The sequence below is a fragment of the Acinetobacter sp. RIT698 genome (assembly GCF_009668065.1).
GTDB lineage: Bacteria > Pseudomonadota > Gammaproteobacteria > Pseudomonadales > Moraxellaceae > Acinetobacter > Acinetobacter guillouiae.
The window spans coordinates 1-17,141 of sequence record NZ_WJYH01000013.1; the positions used below are offsets into that span (position 1 = coordinate 1).

At 38.6% G+C, this 17,141-nt stretch carries 17 protein-coding genes, 1 tRNA gene and 1 pseudogene; 10 read left to right on the plus strand and 9 right to left on the minus strand.

The features are described from left to right. Positions 1 to 119 precede the first annotated feature (119 nt). The 5 genes and pseudogenes from GJV03_RS07740 to GJV03_RS07760 all read right to left on the minus strand — a co-directional run bounded on the left by GJV03_RS07740 (position 120) and on the right by GJV03_RS07760 (position 4,242). Positions 120 to 560: a hypothetical protein gene (locus GJV03_RS07740; protein WP_154129800.1), complete on the minus strand. Its 441-nt coding sequence runs from the start codon at positions 558 to 560 to the stop codon at positions 120 to 122. A 165-nt stretch (positions 561 to 725) separates the two neighbouring features. Beyond that, positions 726 to 1,417, minus strand: a pseudogene (locus GJV03_RS07745) (glutathione binding-like protein). Positions 1,418 to 1,530: 113 nt separating this feature from the next. Continuing rightward, positions 1,531 to 2,280: an SDR family oxidoreductase gene (locus tag GJV03_RS07750; RefSeq protein WP_154129801.1), complete on the minus strand. Its 750-nt coding sequence runs from the start codon at positions 2,278 to 2,280 to the stop codon at positions 1,531 to 1,533. 462 nt (positions 2,281 to 2,742) lie between these two features. After that, entirely contained in the window at positions 2,743 to 3,243 is a 501-nt protein-coding gene (locus GJV03_RS07755; protein WP_154129802.1) for a hypothetical protein, read from the minus strand. A gap of 87 nt (positions 3,244 to 3,330) precedes the next feature. Beyond that, positions 3,331 to 4,242, minus strand: coding sequence for a sigma-70 family RNA polymerase sigma factor (locus GJV03_RS07760; protein ID WP_252720686.1), 912 nt, complete (start codon positions 4,240 to 4,242; stop codon positions 3,331 to 3,333). 889 nt (positions 4,243 to 5,131) lie between these two features. On the opposite strand from GJV03_RS07760, the gene lepA reads away from it, so the two are divergent. The 9 genes from lepA (at position 5,132) to GJV03_RS07805 (ending at position 12,587) form a co-directional block, all read left to right on the plus strand. Continuing rightward, a complete protein-coding gene (lepA, locus tag GJV03_RS07765) occupies positions 5,132 to 6,949 on the plus strand; it encodes a translation elongation factor 4 (RefSeq protein ID WP_004717093.1) in 1,818 nt (605 codons plus the stop codon). Between the two features lie 21 nt (positions 6,950 to 6,970). After that, on the plus strand, positions 6,971 to 7,825 hold the full coding sequence (gene lepB / locus GJV03_RS07770; protein ID WP_056513541.1) for a signal peptidase I: 855 nt from the start codon (positions 6,971 to 6,973) through the stop codon (positions 7,823 to 7,825). A gap of 310 nt (positions 7,826 to 8,135) precedes the next feature. Further along, positions 8,136 to 8,510, plus strand: coding sequence for a DUF4845 domain-containing protein (locus GJV03_RS07775; protein ID WP_004717090.1), 375 nt, complete (start codon positions 8,136 to 8,138; stop codon positions 8,508 to 8,510). Further along, the gene (gene rnc / locus GJV03_RS07780; protein WP_004717088.1) at positions 8,482 to 9,174 is read left to right on the plus strand and encodes a ribonuclease III; all 693 of its coding nucleotides are present in this window, start codon (positions 8,482 to 8,484) and stop codon (positions 9,172 to 9,174) included. Before GJV03_RS07775 ends, rnc begins: the two co-directional genes overlap by 29 nt. Positions 9,175 to 9,179: 5 nt before the next feature. Then, positions 9,180 to 10,208, plus strand: coding sequence for a GTPase Era (gene era / locus GJV03_RS07785; RefSeq protein WP_004717086.1), 1,029 nt, complete (start codon positions 9,180 to 9,182; stop codon positions 10,206 to 10,208). A gap of 20 nt (positions 10,209 to 10,228) precedes the next feature. Beyond that, the gene (locus GJV03_RS07790) at positions 10,229 to 10,420 is read left to right on the plus strand and encodes an NF038104 family lipoprotein (RefSeq protein ID WP_004717085.1); all 192 of its coding nucleotides are present in this window, start codon (positions 10,229 to 10,231) and stop codon (positions 10,418 to 10,420) included. Positions 10,421 to 10,431: 11 nt separating this feature from the next. After that, positions 10,432 to 11,151, plus strand: coding sequence for a DNA repair protein RecO (gene recO / locus GJV03_RS07795; RefSeq protein WP_004717082.1), 720 nt, complete (start codon positions 10,432 to 10,434; stop codon positions 11,149 to 11,151). A gap of 31 nt (positions 11,152 to 11,182) precedes the next feature. Beyond that, positions 11,183 to 11,908, plus strand: a complete 726-nt coding sequence (pdxJ, locus tag GJV03_RS07800) for a pyridoxine 5'-phosphate synthase (protein ID WP_151956938.1) — start codon at positions 11,183 to 11,185, stop codon at positions 11,906 to 11,908. A 34-nt stretch (positions 11,909 to 11,942) separates the two neighbouring features. Next, complete coding sequence (locus GJV03_RS07805) at positions 11,943 to 12,587, plus strand: tRNA-(ms[2]io[6]A)-hydroxylase (RefSeq protein ID WP_034616324.1); 645 nt, start codon at positions 11,943 to 11,945, stop codon at positions 12,585 to 12,587. 171 nt (positions 12,588 to 12,758) lie between these two features. Here GJV03_RS07805 and GJV03_RS07810 read toward each other — a convergent pair. Further along, positions 12,759 to 12,834, minus strand: a tRNA-Asn gene (locus GJV03_RS07810). A 246-nt stretch (positions 12,835 to 13,080) separates the two neighbouring features. On the opposite strand from GJV03_RS07810, the gene GJV03_RS07815 reads away from it, so the two are divergent. Then, positions 13,081 to 13,560 carry a hypothetical protein gene (locus GJV03_RS07815; protein WP_154129803.1) on the plus strand — a complete coding sequence of 160 codons (480 nt, stop codon included), beginning with the start codon at positions 13,081 to 13,083 and terminating at the stop codon, positions 13,558 to 13,560. Positions 13,561 to 13,591: 31 nt separating this feature from the next. Here GJV03_RS07815 and GJV03_RS07820 read toward each other — a convergent pair whose 3' ends face one another. The 3 genes from GJV03_RS07820 to GJV03_RS07830 form a co-directional block, all read right to left on the minus strand. Beyond that, positions 13,592 to 15,028: a deoxyribodipyrimidine photo-lyase gene (locus GJV03_RS07820; RefSeq protein ID WP_154129866.1), complete on the minus strand. Its 1,437-nt coding sequence runs from the start codon at positions 15,026 to 15,028 to the stop codon at positions 13,592 to 13,594. A gap of 109 nt (positions 15,029 to 15,137) precedes the next feature. Next, positions 15,138 to 15,620, minus strand: coding sequence for a peptidylprolyl isomerase (locus tag GJV03_RS07825; RefSeq protein ID WP_004717066.1), 483 nt, complete (start codon positions 15,618 to 15,620; stop codon positions 15,138 to 15,140). A gap of 143 nt (positions 15,621 to 15,763) precedes the next feature. Then, entirely contained in the window at positions 15,764 to 17,050 is a 1,287-nt protein-coding gene (locus tag GJV03_RS07830; protein WP_004717064.1) for an NAD(P)/FAD-dependent oxidoreductase, read from the minus strand. Between the last annotated feature and the right edge of the window lie 91 nt (positions 17,051 to 17,141).

Here is a 17,141-nt window from a genome sequence, read left to right on the forward strand (position 1 = left end):
AAATATTATGAAACCGCTTCTATAAATCAAAAAATAATCATGTTAACTGAATTATATTGGTACTGAAAGTTCCTTCTTTATAAAAAGGATTGATCAAATATCTATTTGATAATAAAAAATTAATTAAGGGAAGGTCCTGTTCGCATTAAGAAAAATTCAGCTCCTGAATTCAATATATTAATCAGCATATTTCTACTAAATTCTTTTTTAACTGCAGTATCCTGCATACCCAGATCTATTTGTATATCACTTGGCAATAAAACTGTTTCACCTTGTTGAATGCTTAATTCAATATCCAGTTTTTTTAAACCATTCAGTAATTTATTTAATTTTGGGCTGAGAAACTGATCATAGATCAGCGTTTGCGGAATCGTTGCATTGATCAATGGGGTATATTGAGCGACATTGATCAATATTATCAATTTTTCATAATCGATTTGGTAGCTTTGTTTATGTTGTGGACCAATTAGCCATTCATTATAAATATACGTGTTTCCATTATAATAACCTAGCTTTCCTGGATCTAAAATATAAGTGCGGGTTTCAATTGTGATTTGCATAAATTTTCAAAAAATTGTTTAGAAAAAGACCAGTAGAGAAATAAATTTTCAGAGTCGTAAATGTATAGTGGATTTGATCGTAACGACATGCATCTCAGGACTCATTTACACTATTGCTAAATAATGTATCGTTCAGCAACAAATTCATTTCGTTACGACCTGACTTTATTGAGTCAAACCAAATAATATTTTGTGTGCCAAGCTGTCCTGAGTTGGATCCATCACTTGTACCTCCTCAGCTACTTTATATGCACGCTGAATAGCAGGGCGTTCACGGATTGTTTCAAACCAAGTTTTAATATGAGGGAAATCAGCAAGCTTTATGCCATGTTCTTCATGGTGAACGATCCAAGGATATGCTGCCATATCGGCAATTGAGTAATCTTGACCTGTAATGAAAGTACGTCCGTCGAGATGAGTATTCAACACTTTATAGAGGCGTCGGGTTTCATTGACATAACGTTCGATTGCATAAGGAATTTTTTCAGGTGCATACTTTGCGAAATGTTGATTCTGACCTAACATTGGACCGAGCCCACCGACTTGCCAATACAGCCATTCCAATGCCATGATTCGTGCTCTGGGTTCACTGGAGAGAAATAATCCGCTCTTTTGAGCCAAATATTGAAGAATTGCGCCAGACTCAAACACACTCAAAGGCTCGCCACACCATCGTCTGGACTATCATCGATGATTGCTGGAATACGGTTATTGGGTGAAATAGCAAGGAAGGCTGATTTTAACTGATCCCCCCGACCGATATTCACAGGTATTACATCATATTTAAGTCCTGCTTCCTCAAGAAAAATAGTGATCTTATGGCCATTTGGCGTTGGCCAGTAATGTAGGTGGATCATAGGATGATGCCTTAATAAGGTTTTGAGCGAAAATCAACTGATTTAAATTATGATCAGGGAGATAACAGCTTCACTTAGCGCAGGCTGTATAACCCTGATCTTTTGAGTGGTGGTTATAAATCGATAACCGTCACGCCATCATTACCATTGAGTCCCAGTACCATACTCTCAGCAAATTGAGGCTCTTTAAGTATTGAAATCACATGATCACCAAAAGCTCTCGGTGGCATAGGTGCCCCAAAGCGGGAGACAAATTCTTCAGGTGTAATTCCCATGGCTGCTGCATAAGCACCTGCTGCTGAGTCACCAACGCCCGTACCAAGGATCATCATGCGAGGAACGATGGCCTGAAACTGAATACCAAGATTTTTATCTTGCGCAAACAAATTGGCATATTTGGTCATGAACCAAAGCGCACGTTTAGAACTGGCGTAGCCACCTGTCATCTGAGAACCAGACTCAGCTGCACCACTAGATCCCACTAAAACTCGGCTGCCTGGATTTAGCGGTGTTTTTAATACAGCTTGAAACCAGAAAAAGGCTGCTTTGACATCAGTTTCCCAATTTATAGAAAACTCTTCCCAAGTTAATTCATCCAGAAGCCCCATTCGCGGCGCTGCTCCAGCATTTAACACAAGGACATCTGGACGAATGTCTGCAATGATACGATGTGCCGCAGCTTCATCTGTGATGTCCGCAGAAATTGTATCAACCCCTAACCGTTCAGCGACAGCATCAAGATCTTTGGCATTACGTGCAACCACAGTTACTTTTGCACCTTGATCAACCAGCGCTTCAACTAGACCTAAACCGAGACCACTACTACCACCAGTAACCACAACTTTTTTATCTTTCAGATTCATGACGATTTCTCCAATGTCTAATGAAGTGATGTACTACTAAAACGATTGAAGCCTCAGAAAAGAGTCAAAAAGTTTATAAATTATTTTAATTTGATTGAGTGAAGTGCTTTCGATTTGGCTTTTTATATAATTTAATTCGCCGCTGAACAGTTTGATCATACGGATACGGATTGATAAATCAGCAAGATTAAGCAAATGCAATGGGACGGTGTTTGAAAAGATTTTTAGGCAAGATAAAGTTTTCTAATTTGCATTCATTAACTTTAAATCATGGTCTACAGTTGAATAGATAGGAGAATGTCCTGGTAATGCTTAATTATGCTAGGGAAAAGTTCAAACATCGATTTGAATGAAATATATGCTTCGGAATAAATAAAATAAAGCTCTCAATGGAGAGCTTATCTGTAAAAATGCACATGTGATTGTATGAGTGAAATGATTCAATTTTGAGATGTGCTATTTTTAAACGACAAAAATCAATGATTTTAATTTCATACGTTCAGCCGCAGTATTAAGTAAATATGGTGCAATCAGGCGATGCGGAACTGTCATCATTTTCAAAGTGGGTGCTGATAACCATTTATAACCCCGGCTAAAGAAAGAGGAGAAGATCACTTGAGATTCCATCACGTTGATGACCATACATATTTGAATATCAACTGAATCTGAATGAACAACCATCATGATTAAATCTTCTTGTTTAATCACAGTTCCTGATTTTAGTGATTGCCAGTGTGATTCAGATTTGGATTTAAAACCCAATGTATTCCATGATTGACTAACAATCTGATTTATAGCTGGAGGGGCATTGGCAAAAATCTCATATGCCCATTTTTCAGCGCTGTACTTTTTATTCATCATGGGATTAGCAATATTAATGCTAAAAGCATCTTCATAACCAATATTTTCCAATGGGCATACTTTACGTGCTAGATCTGGAATACGGATTGCTTGTGCTTTCATAGTATTCTCCTTAAGGCATCTGGCTCATCACAAATAGCTATGTACTCAACGCAAAGTTGGTTTAAGTATAATGAAGAGCCTAATTGTTTATTTATTTGGGGTTAATATCAGCTCTGCATCAGCGGCAACATATCGCACATAGCGATAATCTCGAATAAAGCTAATTTTGCCTTCTTGCCATTCCAGCCACATGATATAACTTGGTTTGAGGTCTATACGGTTTTCAAAGACCGCAATGACCTCACGATCTCCAAGCCATGCGGGAACTAGCCAGATATGGTCAATTTTTGCGTAGGCACCAAAGAACATGGAGACATCGGCAGCGCCAACACGGATAGGATGAGTAGACTGACTGAGTTTGACATCATCAGAAAGTAATGCTTTTAGCCCATCCCAGTCGCGTAGGTTAAACAGCTTTACATAGTTTGCTACTGCATCAGATGTTGGTCGGGCAATTTGTGCTTCTTTAGTGGTTATGTTGATTTCGCGCAGTCGAGCACGCCCACGGGAAAGATGGGCTTTTACTGAGTCTACTGAGAGATTCAGTAGGGTAGCAATGTCTACAAGAGGCTCATCAAGAACATCTTTAAGAATGATGACACTGCGCTGAAGTACTGGGAGTTGCATAAATCGTGAAACGGCCATTTTAATTGTTTCCTCGCGCATCAGCATCTCCATCGGATCAGAGGTATTTATATCTTCAATATCGTCAGTAGTAGTATCTACAGCTTCTGTTATTCGAATGGCTCGACTTCGGAGTAAGTCAAGTGCTCGGTTATGTGCTACACGGAATAACCAGGCACGTAACATCTGAAAATCTTGTATTTTGTCAATCACAAGCAATGCCCGTGCAAGCGTATCCTGAACAACATCTTCACCTTCAATGACAGAGCCCATCAGTCGCGAACAGTAGCGATGCAGTTCAGGGCGAAGCTGTTCTGCCAGAGTAATCAGTTGGGTCTGTTGCATGTTAGGCTTAGGATCATGGTCTTTATTCAAATTGTCTCACCATTCAATCATGGTCACAGCGGTATGGCCGTTGCAACCTAAAAGGATAATATTCATATCAATGACCTGACTGTTTTGTCATTTTGGGGTCACTGTAATCTGTTGTTGAACAAAGATTTCTATTGAGCTTGAATCAAGTGCTTTAGATTCGCCAATAAGGTTAATTTCTATCTGCACAGCACCACGTTAATGTTTTTGTTTAGATAAGCTATTACTAAAACGATTGAGGAATATAAAAAGAGTCAAAAAGTTGTAAATAATTTTAATTTTGTTTGAAGCTGCTTCAGTTATTTTATGTGTTTTATTGATATTTTGCTGGATCATTCTTTTTTATCATGAGATTTAATCAGTTATTTTTTATAGTCTGGCTCAAACTTTTTATGAGTCCGATCCTATTTTTATTAAAAAGACGAGTACAGATTCTATGTACAGGATTACAGATTCTATGTACAGAATGAACATCGCTCATTTCTGCACTAGCGAATGATTTATCTCCTATGATTAAGGTGACATCAATGAAAAAACATAAGGCTAATGATTGATGCAGCGTTAAAGATAACTATCCATCTATAAAGATAATTATCCATCTATGCATCAAGTATGCTGGAACACTATTTAGCTAAGAATAGAAGTGTCAGGATGCATAAGTATCAAGAAAAAGCGCTTGGTTCTGCTCGTTCTTGTGAGTCACCAGATTAAAAGCATGGATTGACACAGTTGATAAAACAATACACAGCAGGTCTTATTTTTATATGTAATTACTATATTTTTGACCATGTTCTGCTTATACTGTGCAGCAATTAAGATATTTCATTTTTTGCACGTCATAAGTACTTTTGATATTGAGTACATGATTGTGTACATATTTTTAGAGTAGTGTATGGCAGTAGCTAAGAAATCCGTTAATATCAACAATATACGTAATTTTTCGATTATCGCTCATATCGACCACGGCAAGTCGACACTTGCAGACCGTTTCATTCAAATGTGTGGTGGATTGCAAGACCGTGAAATGCAGGCTCAAGTCCTAGACTCTATGGAGCTTGAGCGTGAACGTGGGATTACCATTAAAGCGGCTTCTGTAACCTTGTACTATACCCATCCAAATGGGCAAGAGTATCAATTAAACTTTATTGATACACCGGGACACGTGGATTTCTCTTATGAAGTATCGCGTTCTCTTGCAGCTTGTGAAGGTGCATTGTTGGTTGTCGATGCTGCACAAGGGGTTGAGGCGCAATCTGTTGCAAACTGCTATACCGCAATTGAGCAGGGTTTAGAAGTACTACCTGTCCTGAATAAAATCGATTTGCCACAAGCCGAACCTGAACGTGTTATTCATGAAATCGAAGAAATTATCGGTATTGAAGCAACACATGCACCAACATGTTCGGCAAAAACAGGTCTAGGTGTAGAGTCTGTTTTAGAGACATTGGTCGACATTATTCCAGCACCGCAAGGTGACCGTGACGCACCTTTACAAGCCTTAATTATTGACTCTTGGTTTGATAACTATTTAGGTGTTGTATCACTAGTTCGTATCAAACAAGGTCGTGTGCGTAAAGGCGATAAAATGTTGATGAAATCAACAGGTCAATCACACATTATCACTTCGGTTGGTATTTTTAATCCAAAACATACCGATACCGGTATTTTAGAAGCGGGTGAAGTTGGCTTTATCATTGCAGGGATCAAAGACATTTTTGGTGCGCCAGTTGGTGATACGATTACCTTGGCAACCACACCTGATGTTGCAACTTTACCGGGTTTTAAAAAGGTAAAACCACAGGTATATGCGGGTTTATTCCCAATTGATGCCAGTGATTTTGAACCATTCCGTGAAGCGCTACATAAGTTACAAATTAACGATTCTGCGTTGTTCTTTGAACCTGAAAGCTCAGATGCTTTAGGTTTTGGTTTCCGTTGTGGCTTCTTGGGAATGCTACACATGGAAATTGTACAAGAACGTCTAGAGCGTGAGTATGATTTAGACTTAATCAGTTCTGCGCCAACCGTAATCTATGAAGCATTGATGAAAAATGGCGAAACGATTTATATCGATAGCCCATCTAAAATGCCTGATGGTTCAACAGTTGAAGATTTACGCGAGCCGATTGCTGAATGTCATATTTTAGTGCCTCAAGAATACTTGGGTAATGTCATGACTTTATGTATCGAGCGCCGTGGTGTGCAAAAAGATATGAAATTCTTGGGTAACCAAGTATCAATTACCTTTGAAATTCCAATGGCAGAAGTGGTTATGGATTTCTTTGATAAATTGAAATCTTGCTCACGTGGCTTTGCTTCACTGGATTACAATTTCGTGCGTTTTGAGAGTTCATCTCTAGTTAAGGTTGATGTGTTAATTAATGGTGATAAGGTTGATGCTTTGGCAATGATTTGTCATCGTAATGATGCGCGTCACCGTGGTATTGCTTTAGTTGAAAAAATGAAAGACTTGATTCCGCGTCAAATGTTTGATGTGGCGATTCAAGCTGCAATTGGTGCACAAATCATTGCACGTTCAACAGTTAAAGCGATGCGTAAAAACGTATTGGCTAAATGTTATGGTGGTGACGTTTCTCGTAAGAAGAAACTGTTATCGAAACAAAAAGAAGGTAAGAAACGCATGAAGCAAGTGGGTAGTGTTGAAATCCCACAAGAAGCGTTCCTTGCTGTGTTAAAAGTAGAAAGATAAAAACTAGAGGTCTTATTGCTCATGGATTTTGATTTTAATTTAATTCTCGTTCCTGCAACGCTTATATTTTTTGGGCTATGGTTACTGGATAAGTTTGTACTGAAACAACGTGCAACAAAAGGTAAGGGGAATGAAAATGTCATCATTTCATGGGCATATGATTTCTGGCCTGTTCTAGCAGTAGTTTTGGTATTGCGTTCATTCTTATTTGAACCGTTTAATATTCCTTCTGATTCTATGGTACCGACTTTAGAAACAGGTGATTATATTTTGGTGAATAAGTTCCAGTATGGTGTGCGTTTACCGATTACCAATACCAAGATAATTGATATTGGTGAGCCACAACGTGGTGATGTTGCTGTTTTCCGTTATCCAGAAAATCCCAAAATAAGTTATATCAAACGTATTATTGGTTTACCGGGTGACCATCTTGAATTCAATAATGGTCAACTTACAATCAATGGTAAAAATGTTGAGCAAGTACCTGCTGAGTTTAGTCGTGAAAAAGATATTTTAGATACGCCTAAGTCAATCTACTATTATGAAACGATGGGTACGCATAAGCATTTAGTTCGTTTGTTGGAAGGTCAAAATACTTTGGTTTCAGCATTTAATTATGCACAGAAAAAACAAGACCTACCTTATGTAGCAACTGCAAATGACCGCTTTGTAAAATCAAATGGTCAAAGTTGGGAAGTGACTGTTCCAAAAGGCCAGTATTTTGCCATGGGTGATAACCGTGACCAAAGTGCAGACAGTCGTTTTTGGGGCTTTGTACCTGAAGAAAACTTAACTGGTCATGCAATATATGTGTGGATGCATAAGGAACCTGGTTTAAAAATGCCTTCATTTAGTCGCAACGGTGCAATTAACTAATCGACTACAGTTTAGAAAATCAAATAAAGGTCAATTTTTATTGACCTTTATTTTTATCTGTTAAAGCTATAAAGTTGTCTTGATTTATAAGAAAAATGAAATAGAACAAATGATTTAAACTAGCAACTTGATGCAGTTTCAAGGATAATAGCGCGGTAAAGTTTTTTATCACACCAGGGTTTGCAGTGGATAAAAAATTTATAACAATTGAAAATGATCAGTGAGTCTGCAGCAGTGTATTTGACTCAATTATATGATTATTTTCAATTGCGATTAAAGATTATTCATTCTGAGCTGTTGGATAAAAAAAATGCGTAAAAATCAACAAGGCGCTTCATATATTGGAATTTTACTGGGGATAATTGCTTTAGCTTTTATGTTGAAAATCATAGTTGCTGTATGGCCTTTATACTGGGATGATCGTGTGATTAATAACCAAATTGTAGAGCAGATAAAGAATAGCTCTGCTGAAATCACACCAATGAAATTTGCAACAGAAGTTGATAAACGGTTAGAAATGAACAATATCCGAGATACTAAACTTGAGGATATTGCGACTGTATCAACTAAAGATGGTTTACAAGTGACTAAAAAATATGAAGTACGAAAAAATTTCATGCTGAATATAGATTTAGTCCTCACTTTCGAGAAGAGTTTTGATCAAAGGTCAGTTGAAAGTAAGTGATCCTCGCTTACAGAGTAGAATCGGTTACCAGTTTAAACAATACGAGTTATTACAACTCGCGCTGACTCATCGCTCGGTGAGTCACAAATACAACTATGAGCGCCTAGAGTTTTTAGGTGATGCATTGTTGGGTATGATCATCGCAAATTACTTATATCATGCGTACCCTCATGAAAATGAAGGACGTTTGACGCGTATGCGCGCAACTTTGGTACGCCAAGAAGCACTGGGTAAAATTGCCAATGATTTAAAGCTAAGTCAAAGTTTAATTTTAAGTACAGGTGAATTGAAATCAGGCGGTCATCATCGTGAGTCAATATTAGCGGATACAGTTGAAGCAATTATTGGCGCGATTTATACCGAAACACGAGATTTGCCTTTGTTGGAATCGATTGTTTTAAAATGGTATGAACCGTATTTAGATCATATCGAACCGACAGATCAACTCAAAGACCCAAAATCACGTTTGCAAGAATATCTACAAGCTCGTAAAAAGCATCTCCCAGTTTATGAGGTCGTAGATATTCAGGGTGATGCACCTAACCAGCATTTTAAAGTAGAATGTACAGTAGATGGCTTGCCTAAAATGATGGGTGAGGGATCAAGTCGCCGTTTTGCAGAACAAGCAGTCGCGGCGGATTTTTTAAAGATATTGGAGCAGTAAACTGCATGAGTACACATTCCGATCACAATGATGCTGATCACGAACCGTCTGAAAGCGGTAATGAGTTAATTAATCAATTTTTTAGCTCACAAGGTACAGAAATCCCTTCGGATTATCGAAGTGGATTTGTTGCAATTGTAGGACGTCCAAACGTGGGTAAATCGACATTGATGAACCATTTATTGGGTCAAAAGTTGTCAATTACTTCACGTAAGCCACAAACGACACGCCATAAAATCATTGGTATTGATAGTCGTGAAAAGTCTCAGGCTGTATTTGTTGATACACCGGGGATGCACAAGAAAGAAGTGCGTGCGATCAATAAAATGATGAACAAAGCTGCACATTCTGCATTACGTGATGTCAATTTGGTTCTATTTGTTTTAGATGCCCAGAAATGGACACCAAATGATGACTTGGTTTTAGAAAAACTGCAAAATGCAGAAATGCCAGTCGTTTTGATTATCAATAAAATCGATACCTTAGAAAATAAGCGTATGATTTTACCGTTGATCCAAGAACGTGCGAAGTTGATGAATTTTGCTGAAATTGTTCCTGTTTCAGCCTTACGTGGTGCAAACTTGGATCATTTGCGTGAAGCGATTGAAAAGTATCTACCATTCCAGCCACCATTATATTCTTTAGAACAGTTAACTGACCGTTCAGAACGTTTTCTTGCCAGTGAAATCATTCGTGAGAAAATTATGCGTCAGTTAGGCGAAGAGCTGCCTTATGATTTAACGGTTCAAATTGAATCATTTAAAACAGAAGAAGCGACAGTGAATGAAAAAACTGGTCGTCCTAAAGCTGCATGTACTTATATTGATGCTACAATTTTTGTTGATCGCCCTGGGCAAAAAGCCATCGTGATCGGTGAAAAAGGTGCTAAGCTGAAGAAAATTGGTATGGATGCTCGTGTCGACATGGAAAAAATGTTTGAGCAAAAAATCATGCTAACACTTTGGGTGAAAGTTAAAGGCGGTTGGTCTGATGACGAACGTGCTTTAAAAAGTTTAGGCTACAGCGATATTTAATTGACTTTTTGGGAACTGAAATGATTCGAGTTATAGCAATTCTTGCTTGCATAATCATGTTACAAGGCTGTATCACTAAAATTGTGACAGTTCCCGTCAAAGTTGCTTATAAAACCACAAAAGGCGTGGTTAAAGGCACTGCTGCGGTTGTAGGCGCTGTTATCCCTGACGGGGATGATGACGATGATAAGAAAAAACAAAAGGATGATTAAGTTCAAGCTAGATGCGTAATGAAATCTTGCATGGTTATTTAATCCATCATCGAAAATACAGAGAACGTAGTCATATTGTGCACTTATTTACACAAGAGCATGGTCGTGTCGACGGTATTCTTAGACAAACCCCACCACCACAATACCAACCGATTACTTTACAAGCGTCGGGAAAATCCGAACTTAAAAACTTTTCAAAACTCGAAATACTTAATCAACCGATTTTCTTTTATGGGGATGCTTTCTTTTCGGGCTTTTATTTAAATGAACTGCTGCTTCGTTTATGTCCGCTTGAAGAAATGATGTCTGAAACATTTCAGCAATACCATTTAACTTTACAACATTTACAAAAATTGGCTGAACATCCGCAAGCTGATTTATTTCTTCGACAAATTTTACGCCAGTTTGAACACGCACTGTTAGAAGAGTTGGGCTATCCACTGGATTATGGGCATGATTCAAATCAACAAGAGATTATGCTGACCCAACGTTATCAATTTCAATTGGCCGAAGGCTTTACACCAGTGTCATATACCTCGTCTGGGACGTTGCTGGGCCAACAAATTCTAAGCATGGCAAATTATGAAAAGGGTAGGGATTTTAGCCCAGAACAGTTACAATTATTGGCTAAACTCTATCGACAAATGATTACTTCACTTTTAGGTGATCGACCATTAAAAAGTCGTCAGCTTTGGGTTCAAAACGCTCAATCTAAAACGTTGAGTCGTTAATTTTATTTTATTGGTTAATTAGGAGAATGTTATGGCTGCATTGCTAGGTGTAAACATTGACCATGTTGCAACACTCAGACAAGCACGTGGAACGACTTATCCTGATCCTGTGAAAGCTGCATTAATTTGCGAACAAGCAGGGGCGGAAGGCATCACTTTACACTTACGTGAAGATCGTCGTCATATTCAAGATGATGATGTGCGCCGTATGCGACCTGTATTGACGACAAGAATGAACTTGGAAATCGCTGTAACCGATGAAATGGTTGTATTTGCAAAAGAGATTCAACCACATCATGTGTGTTTTGTGCCAGAGAAACGTCAAGAAATCACCACAGAAGGTGGTTTAGACGTGCTTGGGCATTTTGAAGATGTTAAAGCTGCGACTCAGGCATTAACTGCAATTGGTTGTGATGTATCTTTGTTTATTGATGCTGATTTTGCGCAAATCGATGCTGCAATTGCTTGTGGTGCACCAACCATCGAATTACATACGGGTGCTTATGCAGACGCTAAAACTGCTGAAGCTCAACAGATTGAACTTGAAAGAATTATTAAAGGTACAGAGTACGCCGCATCTAAAGGTTTGGTCGTCAATGCTGGTCATGGTTTGAATTTGGACAATGTGGCTGCAATTGCTGCAATTCCTCAGATTCATGAACTCAATATTGGACATTCGATTATTGCCGAAAGTGTTTTTGTCGGTTTGGAACAAGCAGTAAAGGACATGAAGGCCGCACTTCATGCAGCTGGTTAATTTAATTTTTGATTTACGTTGTTGAATATTGATCATGTCGAATATGAATTATGATGAACTCATGCAACCTGTGATTGCTTTTTTAGGCTGTGAAACGCCAAAGGCATGGTTGGATGAGGCATTGAACAATCTCCCATTGCTCATGCAGGATCATGCGAATTGTGAAAAGAAAGCGGCTGGAACAGCAATGAACTTGATGTTTCGCTACAGTTTTTTTACCGATTTGCAGATCAAATTAGCGCAACTTGTGCGTGAAGAAATGTTGCATTATGAACAAGTGTTAGAGTTTATGAGCAAACGTGGTCAAGAATGGAAAGGTCTGAGTGCAGGTCGTTACGCAGGTGGTTTGCGTAAGGAAATTCGTACTTATGAACCAGAAGCGTTGATTGATGTTTTGGTGATTGGTGCGTTTGTTGAAGCACGTTCTTGTGAACGATTTTATGCCTTAGCGCCATTGGTAGATGATGAGTTGGGTCGTTATTACCGTTACTTGCTGAAATCTGAATCTCGTCACTATGAGGACTATTTAGCTTTGGCTTTAGATGTTGCTAAAACTGCTAAATTAAAAGATCCAGAAGAGGATATTCAGCAACGCATCGAATTGATTCGTGAAGTAGAGAAGGATTTGATTTTAACGCCTGATAAGACTTTCCGTTTCCATAGTGGTGTGCCGGTTTAACTGCTTGCCTAATTAAAAACTGAATTTAAAAAATAGACCAAAGCATTGCTTTGGTCTATTTCGTTGGGCTGTTTAAGAAAAACCAGATGGAACTGTTGCTTTAGTTTGTCACACCCAGTGTCTAGTCTTGAAATAAAAAAAGCCCACTTATCAAAGTGGGCTTTTAGAATTTGGCTCTCCAACCTGGGCTCGAACCAGGGACCTGCGGATTAACAGTCCGTCGCTCTACCGACTGAGCTATTGGAGAATCTGAATGCGATTATAAGGATATATCTTTATGGGTCAAGCCTTTCCTGTCATCTTTTCTTCATTTGTACACTGTATGGTTTTTATTTGAGCAATCTATAGATAAATTAAAAAAATTGATTCTGACAGTTGCAATAGTGAAACGGTCTTGTTAGATTAAAACCATAAAGAGTGTTTAAGTTTGACTTAAACAGTGTGGATTTAAAACCAACTTGCCAGCACTAAATGGCTAAATAGGAGACAGCGAATGAATACGCTTACTATTTCTCAAATTTTTGAAAACTTCTCATTCTATCAAGAAAACTACCTTTCAATCTTGCAAGATCCTGAACAATATTTTATCCAAGTTGAACAAGCCTATTTAGATGTTTGGCCATTTACTGAAAAAAAACTGTATTTGGGTGATCTGTTACAACTTTGGTTTAGTGAAAAATGGCTCATTAATACACCATGTCGATTATTAAATTCATCCAGTCAGATTTCATCAAGCTCAGACACGCAAGCTACTCAAAAACCAGTTCAACGTACACAAGATTTTTATCTGTTTCAATTGAGTGGAAGTACCTTATCAGGTTCTAACCATGCGCAAATCTGGTCAGTTTCAGAACAAAAAGTGCTTTATGTTTCTTTGGATCGCATCTTTAAATATTACTGCTATTTTGAATCGATTGAACGCCCAAAAAACCATCCTCAAAATCCGTTTAAATTGTTTCAACACGCGATTTAATCAAACCATTGAAACGCTTTTAAGTGAGACTTTAGATCTGCTTAAAAGCTTCAATTGCTCGAATACGACTTTGTTTTAAATCCACAATTGGCTTTGGATAATTGAGCTCAATATTGGGATTTTTTGCATAAGGTTCATGAATGGTTTTTGCGTCTAAATGTGCAAGTTCTGGAACCCATTGTCGAATGTAATCACCTTGTGCATCAAATTTCTGCGATTGGCTGATAGGGTTAAAAATCCGGAAATAAGGTACGGAATCAGTTCCTGTGGATGCACACCATTGCCATCCGCCGTTATTGGCAGCCAAATCCCCATCAATAAGATGTTGCATAAACCATTGCTCACCTAAACGCCAATCAATCAATAGGTTCTTGGTGAGAAACATGGCGACAACCATACGGATCCGATTATGCATCCAGCCTGTGTGAAGTAACTGGCGCATACCTGCATCGACGATAGGAATCCCTGTCTGACCAGTTTGCCAAGCGCTTAAATCATTTGGAGCATCGCGCCATTGTAGCTGCTGTGTGGGCATTTTAAAGGGCAAGTGCTTTGACACACGCGGGAAATCAAACAGGATATGCTGATAGAACTCACGCCAAAGTAGCTCATCGAGCCATGTTTGTTGACCAACATGATCAATAGAAAAATGTCCAAATTGTGCTCGAAAGAGGGCATTGAAACATTGTCGAATTGAAAGGATGCCTATATTTAAATAGGCTGAAAGCTGGCTGGTGGCTTCAATTTGGGGGAAATCACGTTCGAGTTGATAATGATGGACTTTGTTTTCAATAAAATCATCCAAGACATTTAAAGCATATTGTTCGCCAATTTGCCACTGCTTGTCGATCCGATTCGGATCGAATGTAAAACCAAGCTCGACCAAAGTCGGCAGGCTATTGTTATCCAACTCGCCCACATCTATTGCATCATTTAAAGCTTGAGTCTCAGGAATAGGGAAGCATTGCGGGATCGAAATACTGAATTGTTCATAGCAATATTTTTTAAATGCACCGAAGACTTGATAGGGTTGATTGGATTTATTGCGAATTGAACCGACAGGGAACAAAGTGCGATCATGATATAAAACCAAATCACGGTTACTTTGATTCAGTTGTCTTTGAACTTGGAAATCTCGATTTAACTCATTAACACCGCACTCAATATTGGCGTGTACATTTTCAATGTTCAGTTTTTGACAGAGTTGATCGATCTCTGTTGCAATGTTTTCCCATAAGGGAACAGTGCGGATAATCAGCGGAATTTGAATAGAAGCAAGTTCTTGTTGAATGGCTTGAATTTGACGTAAATAGAAATCAAGCTTAATTGGTGCATCGTCATGCATCCGCCATTGTTCAGGTGAGAGAATCACCAGTGCAATTAAAGGACCGCTTTGCGCTGCATGCCATAGGGCAGTATGGTCTTGAATACGTAAGTCTTGACGGAACCAAAGAAGTTGTTTTTGCATAGGATTGATAGGAATGGATTCATTCACACTAGGTTTTCATCAATTTAAACCAATACGCATAAAAAAGGCAAAGTAAAAACTTTGCCTTTTCGATCCGATCAAGCAGATCTTAGTGGTGATGGCCACCTGCACCGTGTACATGACCGTGCTCTAATTCTTCTGGAGAAGCATCACGAACTTCTGCGATTTCAACTTCAAAAGTAAGATCTTGGCCAGCTAATGGGAAGTTAGCATCAACGATGATGTTGTCACCTTCGATTGCTTTAACAGTAACGATTTGAACACCATCATCAGTTTGAGCTTGGAACTGCATACCAGCTTCAATGTTCTCAACACCTTGGAACATTTGAGCAGGAACTTCTTGAACGAGGTCAGGGTTGTATTCGCCATAACCTTCAGCAGCTGGGATAGTGACTGTAAATTTGTCACCTACAGTTTTACCTTCTAAAGCTTTTTCTAAACCAGGAATGATGTTACCTGCGCCATGTAAATATGCAAGTGGTTCACCTTGTGATTTATCGAGAGTTTCACCCTCAGCGTTAGTCAGCGTATAGTGGAAAGAAACCACGTTGTTATTTGCAATAGCAGTCATGTTATTGATCCATTCGGTAATCGATAATTTTAAGGCTACATCATAAAGTGAAAAGCAATTTTTGTAGACTAAAATTACTAAAAAATTGCATTTTCATCTGTATTTTGACCATTTTTTCATAAATATGGGCAAAAATTTAAATTTCAATGCAATTTTATTTTTGGTGCGATTTTTCGTGTAACAAAATCTTTAGCCGTTAACAAGCCTGCATGAGCATAGCCATATATCGTCGCTTGATGAATACGATATAAAGACACATACATCGATTTTGCCACAAAGCCTTGAACATTGACCTGACCAAGTAGCTCACCGACCGCTTTATTTTCACTGAGTGATACCAGTGAACCTTTGTCTGCGAACTGGAACATTGGCTGTGGCCGTCCTTTGATACGTGCATTCATTGCATCTACAAGAAACGAAGCTTGTTGACTTGCGACTTGTGCACGTGGACCAAGTGGTGCTTCTCTTGCATCTAAGATACAGTGGGCACAATCACCAAAGGCAAAAATGTTTGGATCAGCCTGAGTCTGTAAGGTTGCGTATACGTTTAAACGCCCCATGCGATCTTTTTCAAAGCCTGCTAAATTGGCAATCACTTTAGGGGTTTTTATCCCTGCTGCCCAAACTTTTAATTGCGCTTCTACGGAAGTGCCATCACTAAAATAGACTTTTTCAGCATCTACTTTTTCAACACGTTTGCCCGTTAATACATCTATTTTCATTCGTTGTAATTGCTGTGTGGCATGCTCAGCCATTTTTTCAGAAAGTGCAGGTAAGATACGATCAGCGCCTTCAACCAAAGTAATTTTGACATTGTTTGGGTTAATTTTATTTAAACCATATTTATAAAAGTTCTGTTTGGCTTGAACCAACTCAGCTGAAAGTTCAACACCTGTTGCGCCTGCACCAATCACGGCAATGTGTAATTCACGATCAATATTTTTATTTTGTGCATCTAAATACAAGTGCAGTAAGTCCTGCTGGAAGACTTCTGCTTGTTGTCGACTGTCGAGATAATGACAAAACTCTTTAACCCCAGGCGTATTAAAGTCATTGGAGACTGAGCCGACGGCCAGAATTAAAGTGTCATAATGCAGTGTGATTTGCTCTTGATTGGATTCATATTTACTGGTTTGGGTTTTGCTAAGCTCGATGGTTTTGTTATCACGATCTAAATGTTCAAAACGGCCCAAGACAAATTCATAGTGATGCTTGGCTGCATGCGCATAATAATTGGTTTCTTCATCACTTGGGTTCATGGTACCAGCCGCAATTTCATGCAGCAATGGTTTCCAGATATGGGTGAGTTTTTGGTCAACAAGGGTGATTTTGGCTTTTTTACTCTTTCCAAGCGTATCACCGAGTTGTGTCACCAGTTCTAAACCACCAGCGCCACCACCAACAATCACGATATGATGTAGATTTGACATAGAAAACCTAAATTGTTGTTATGAAAATAGAATGGCATAAATATGCCATTCTATTTAATTGTTTAGGTTTTTTTTGTATTACAGGTTACAT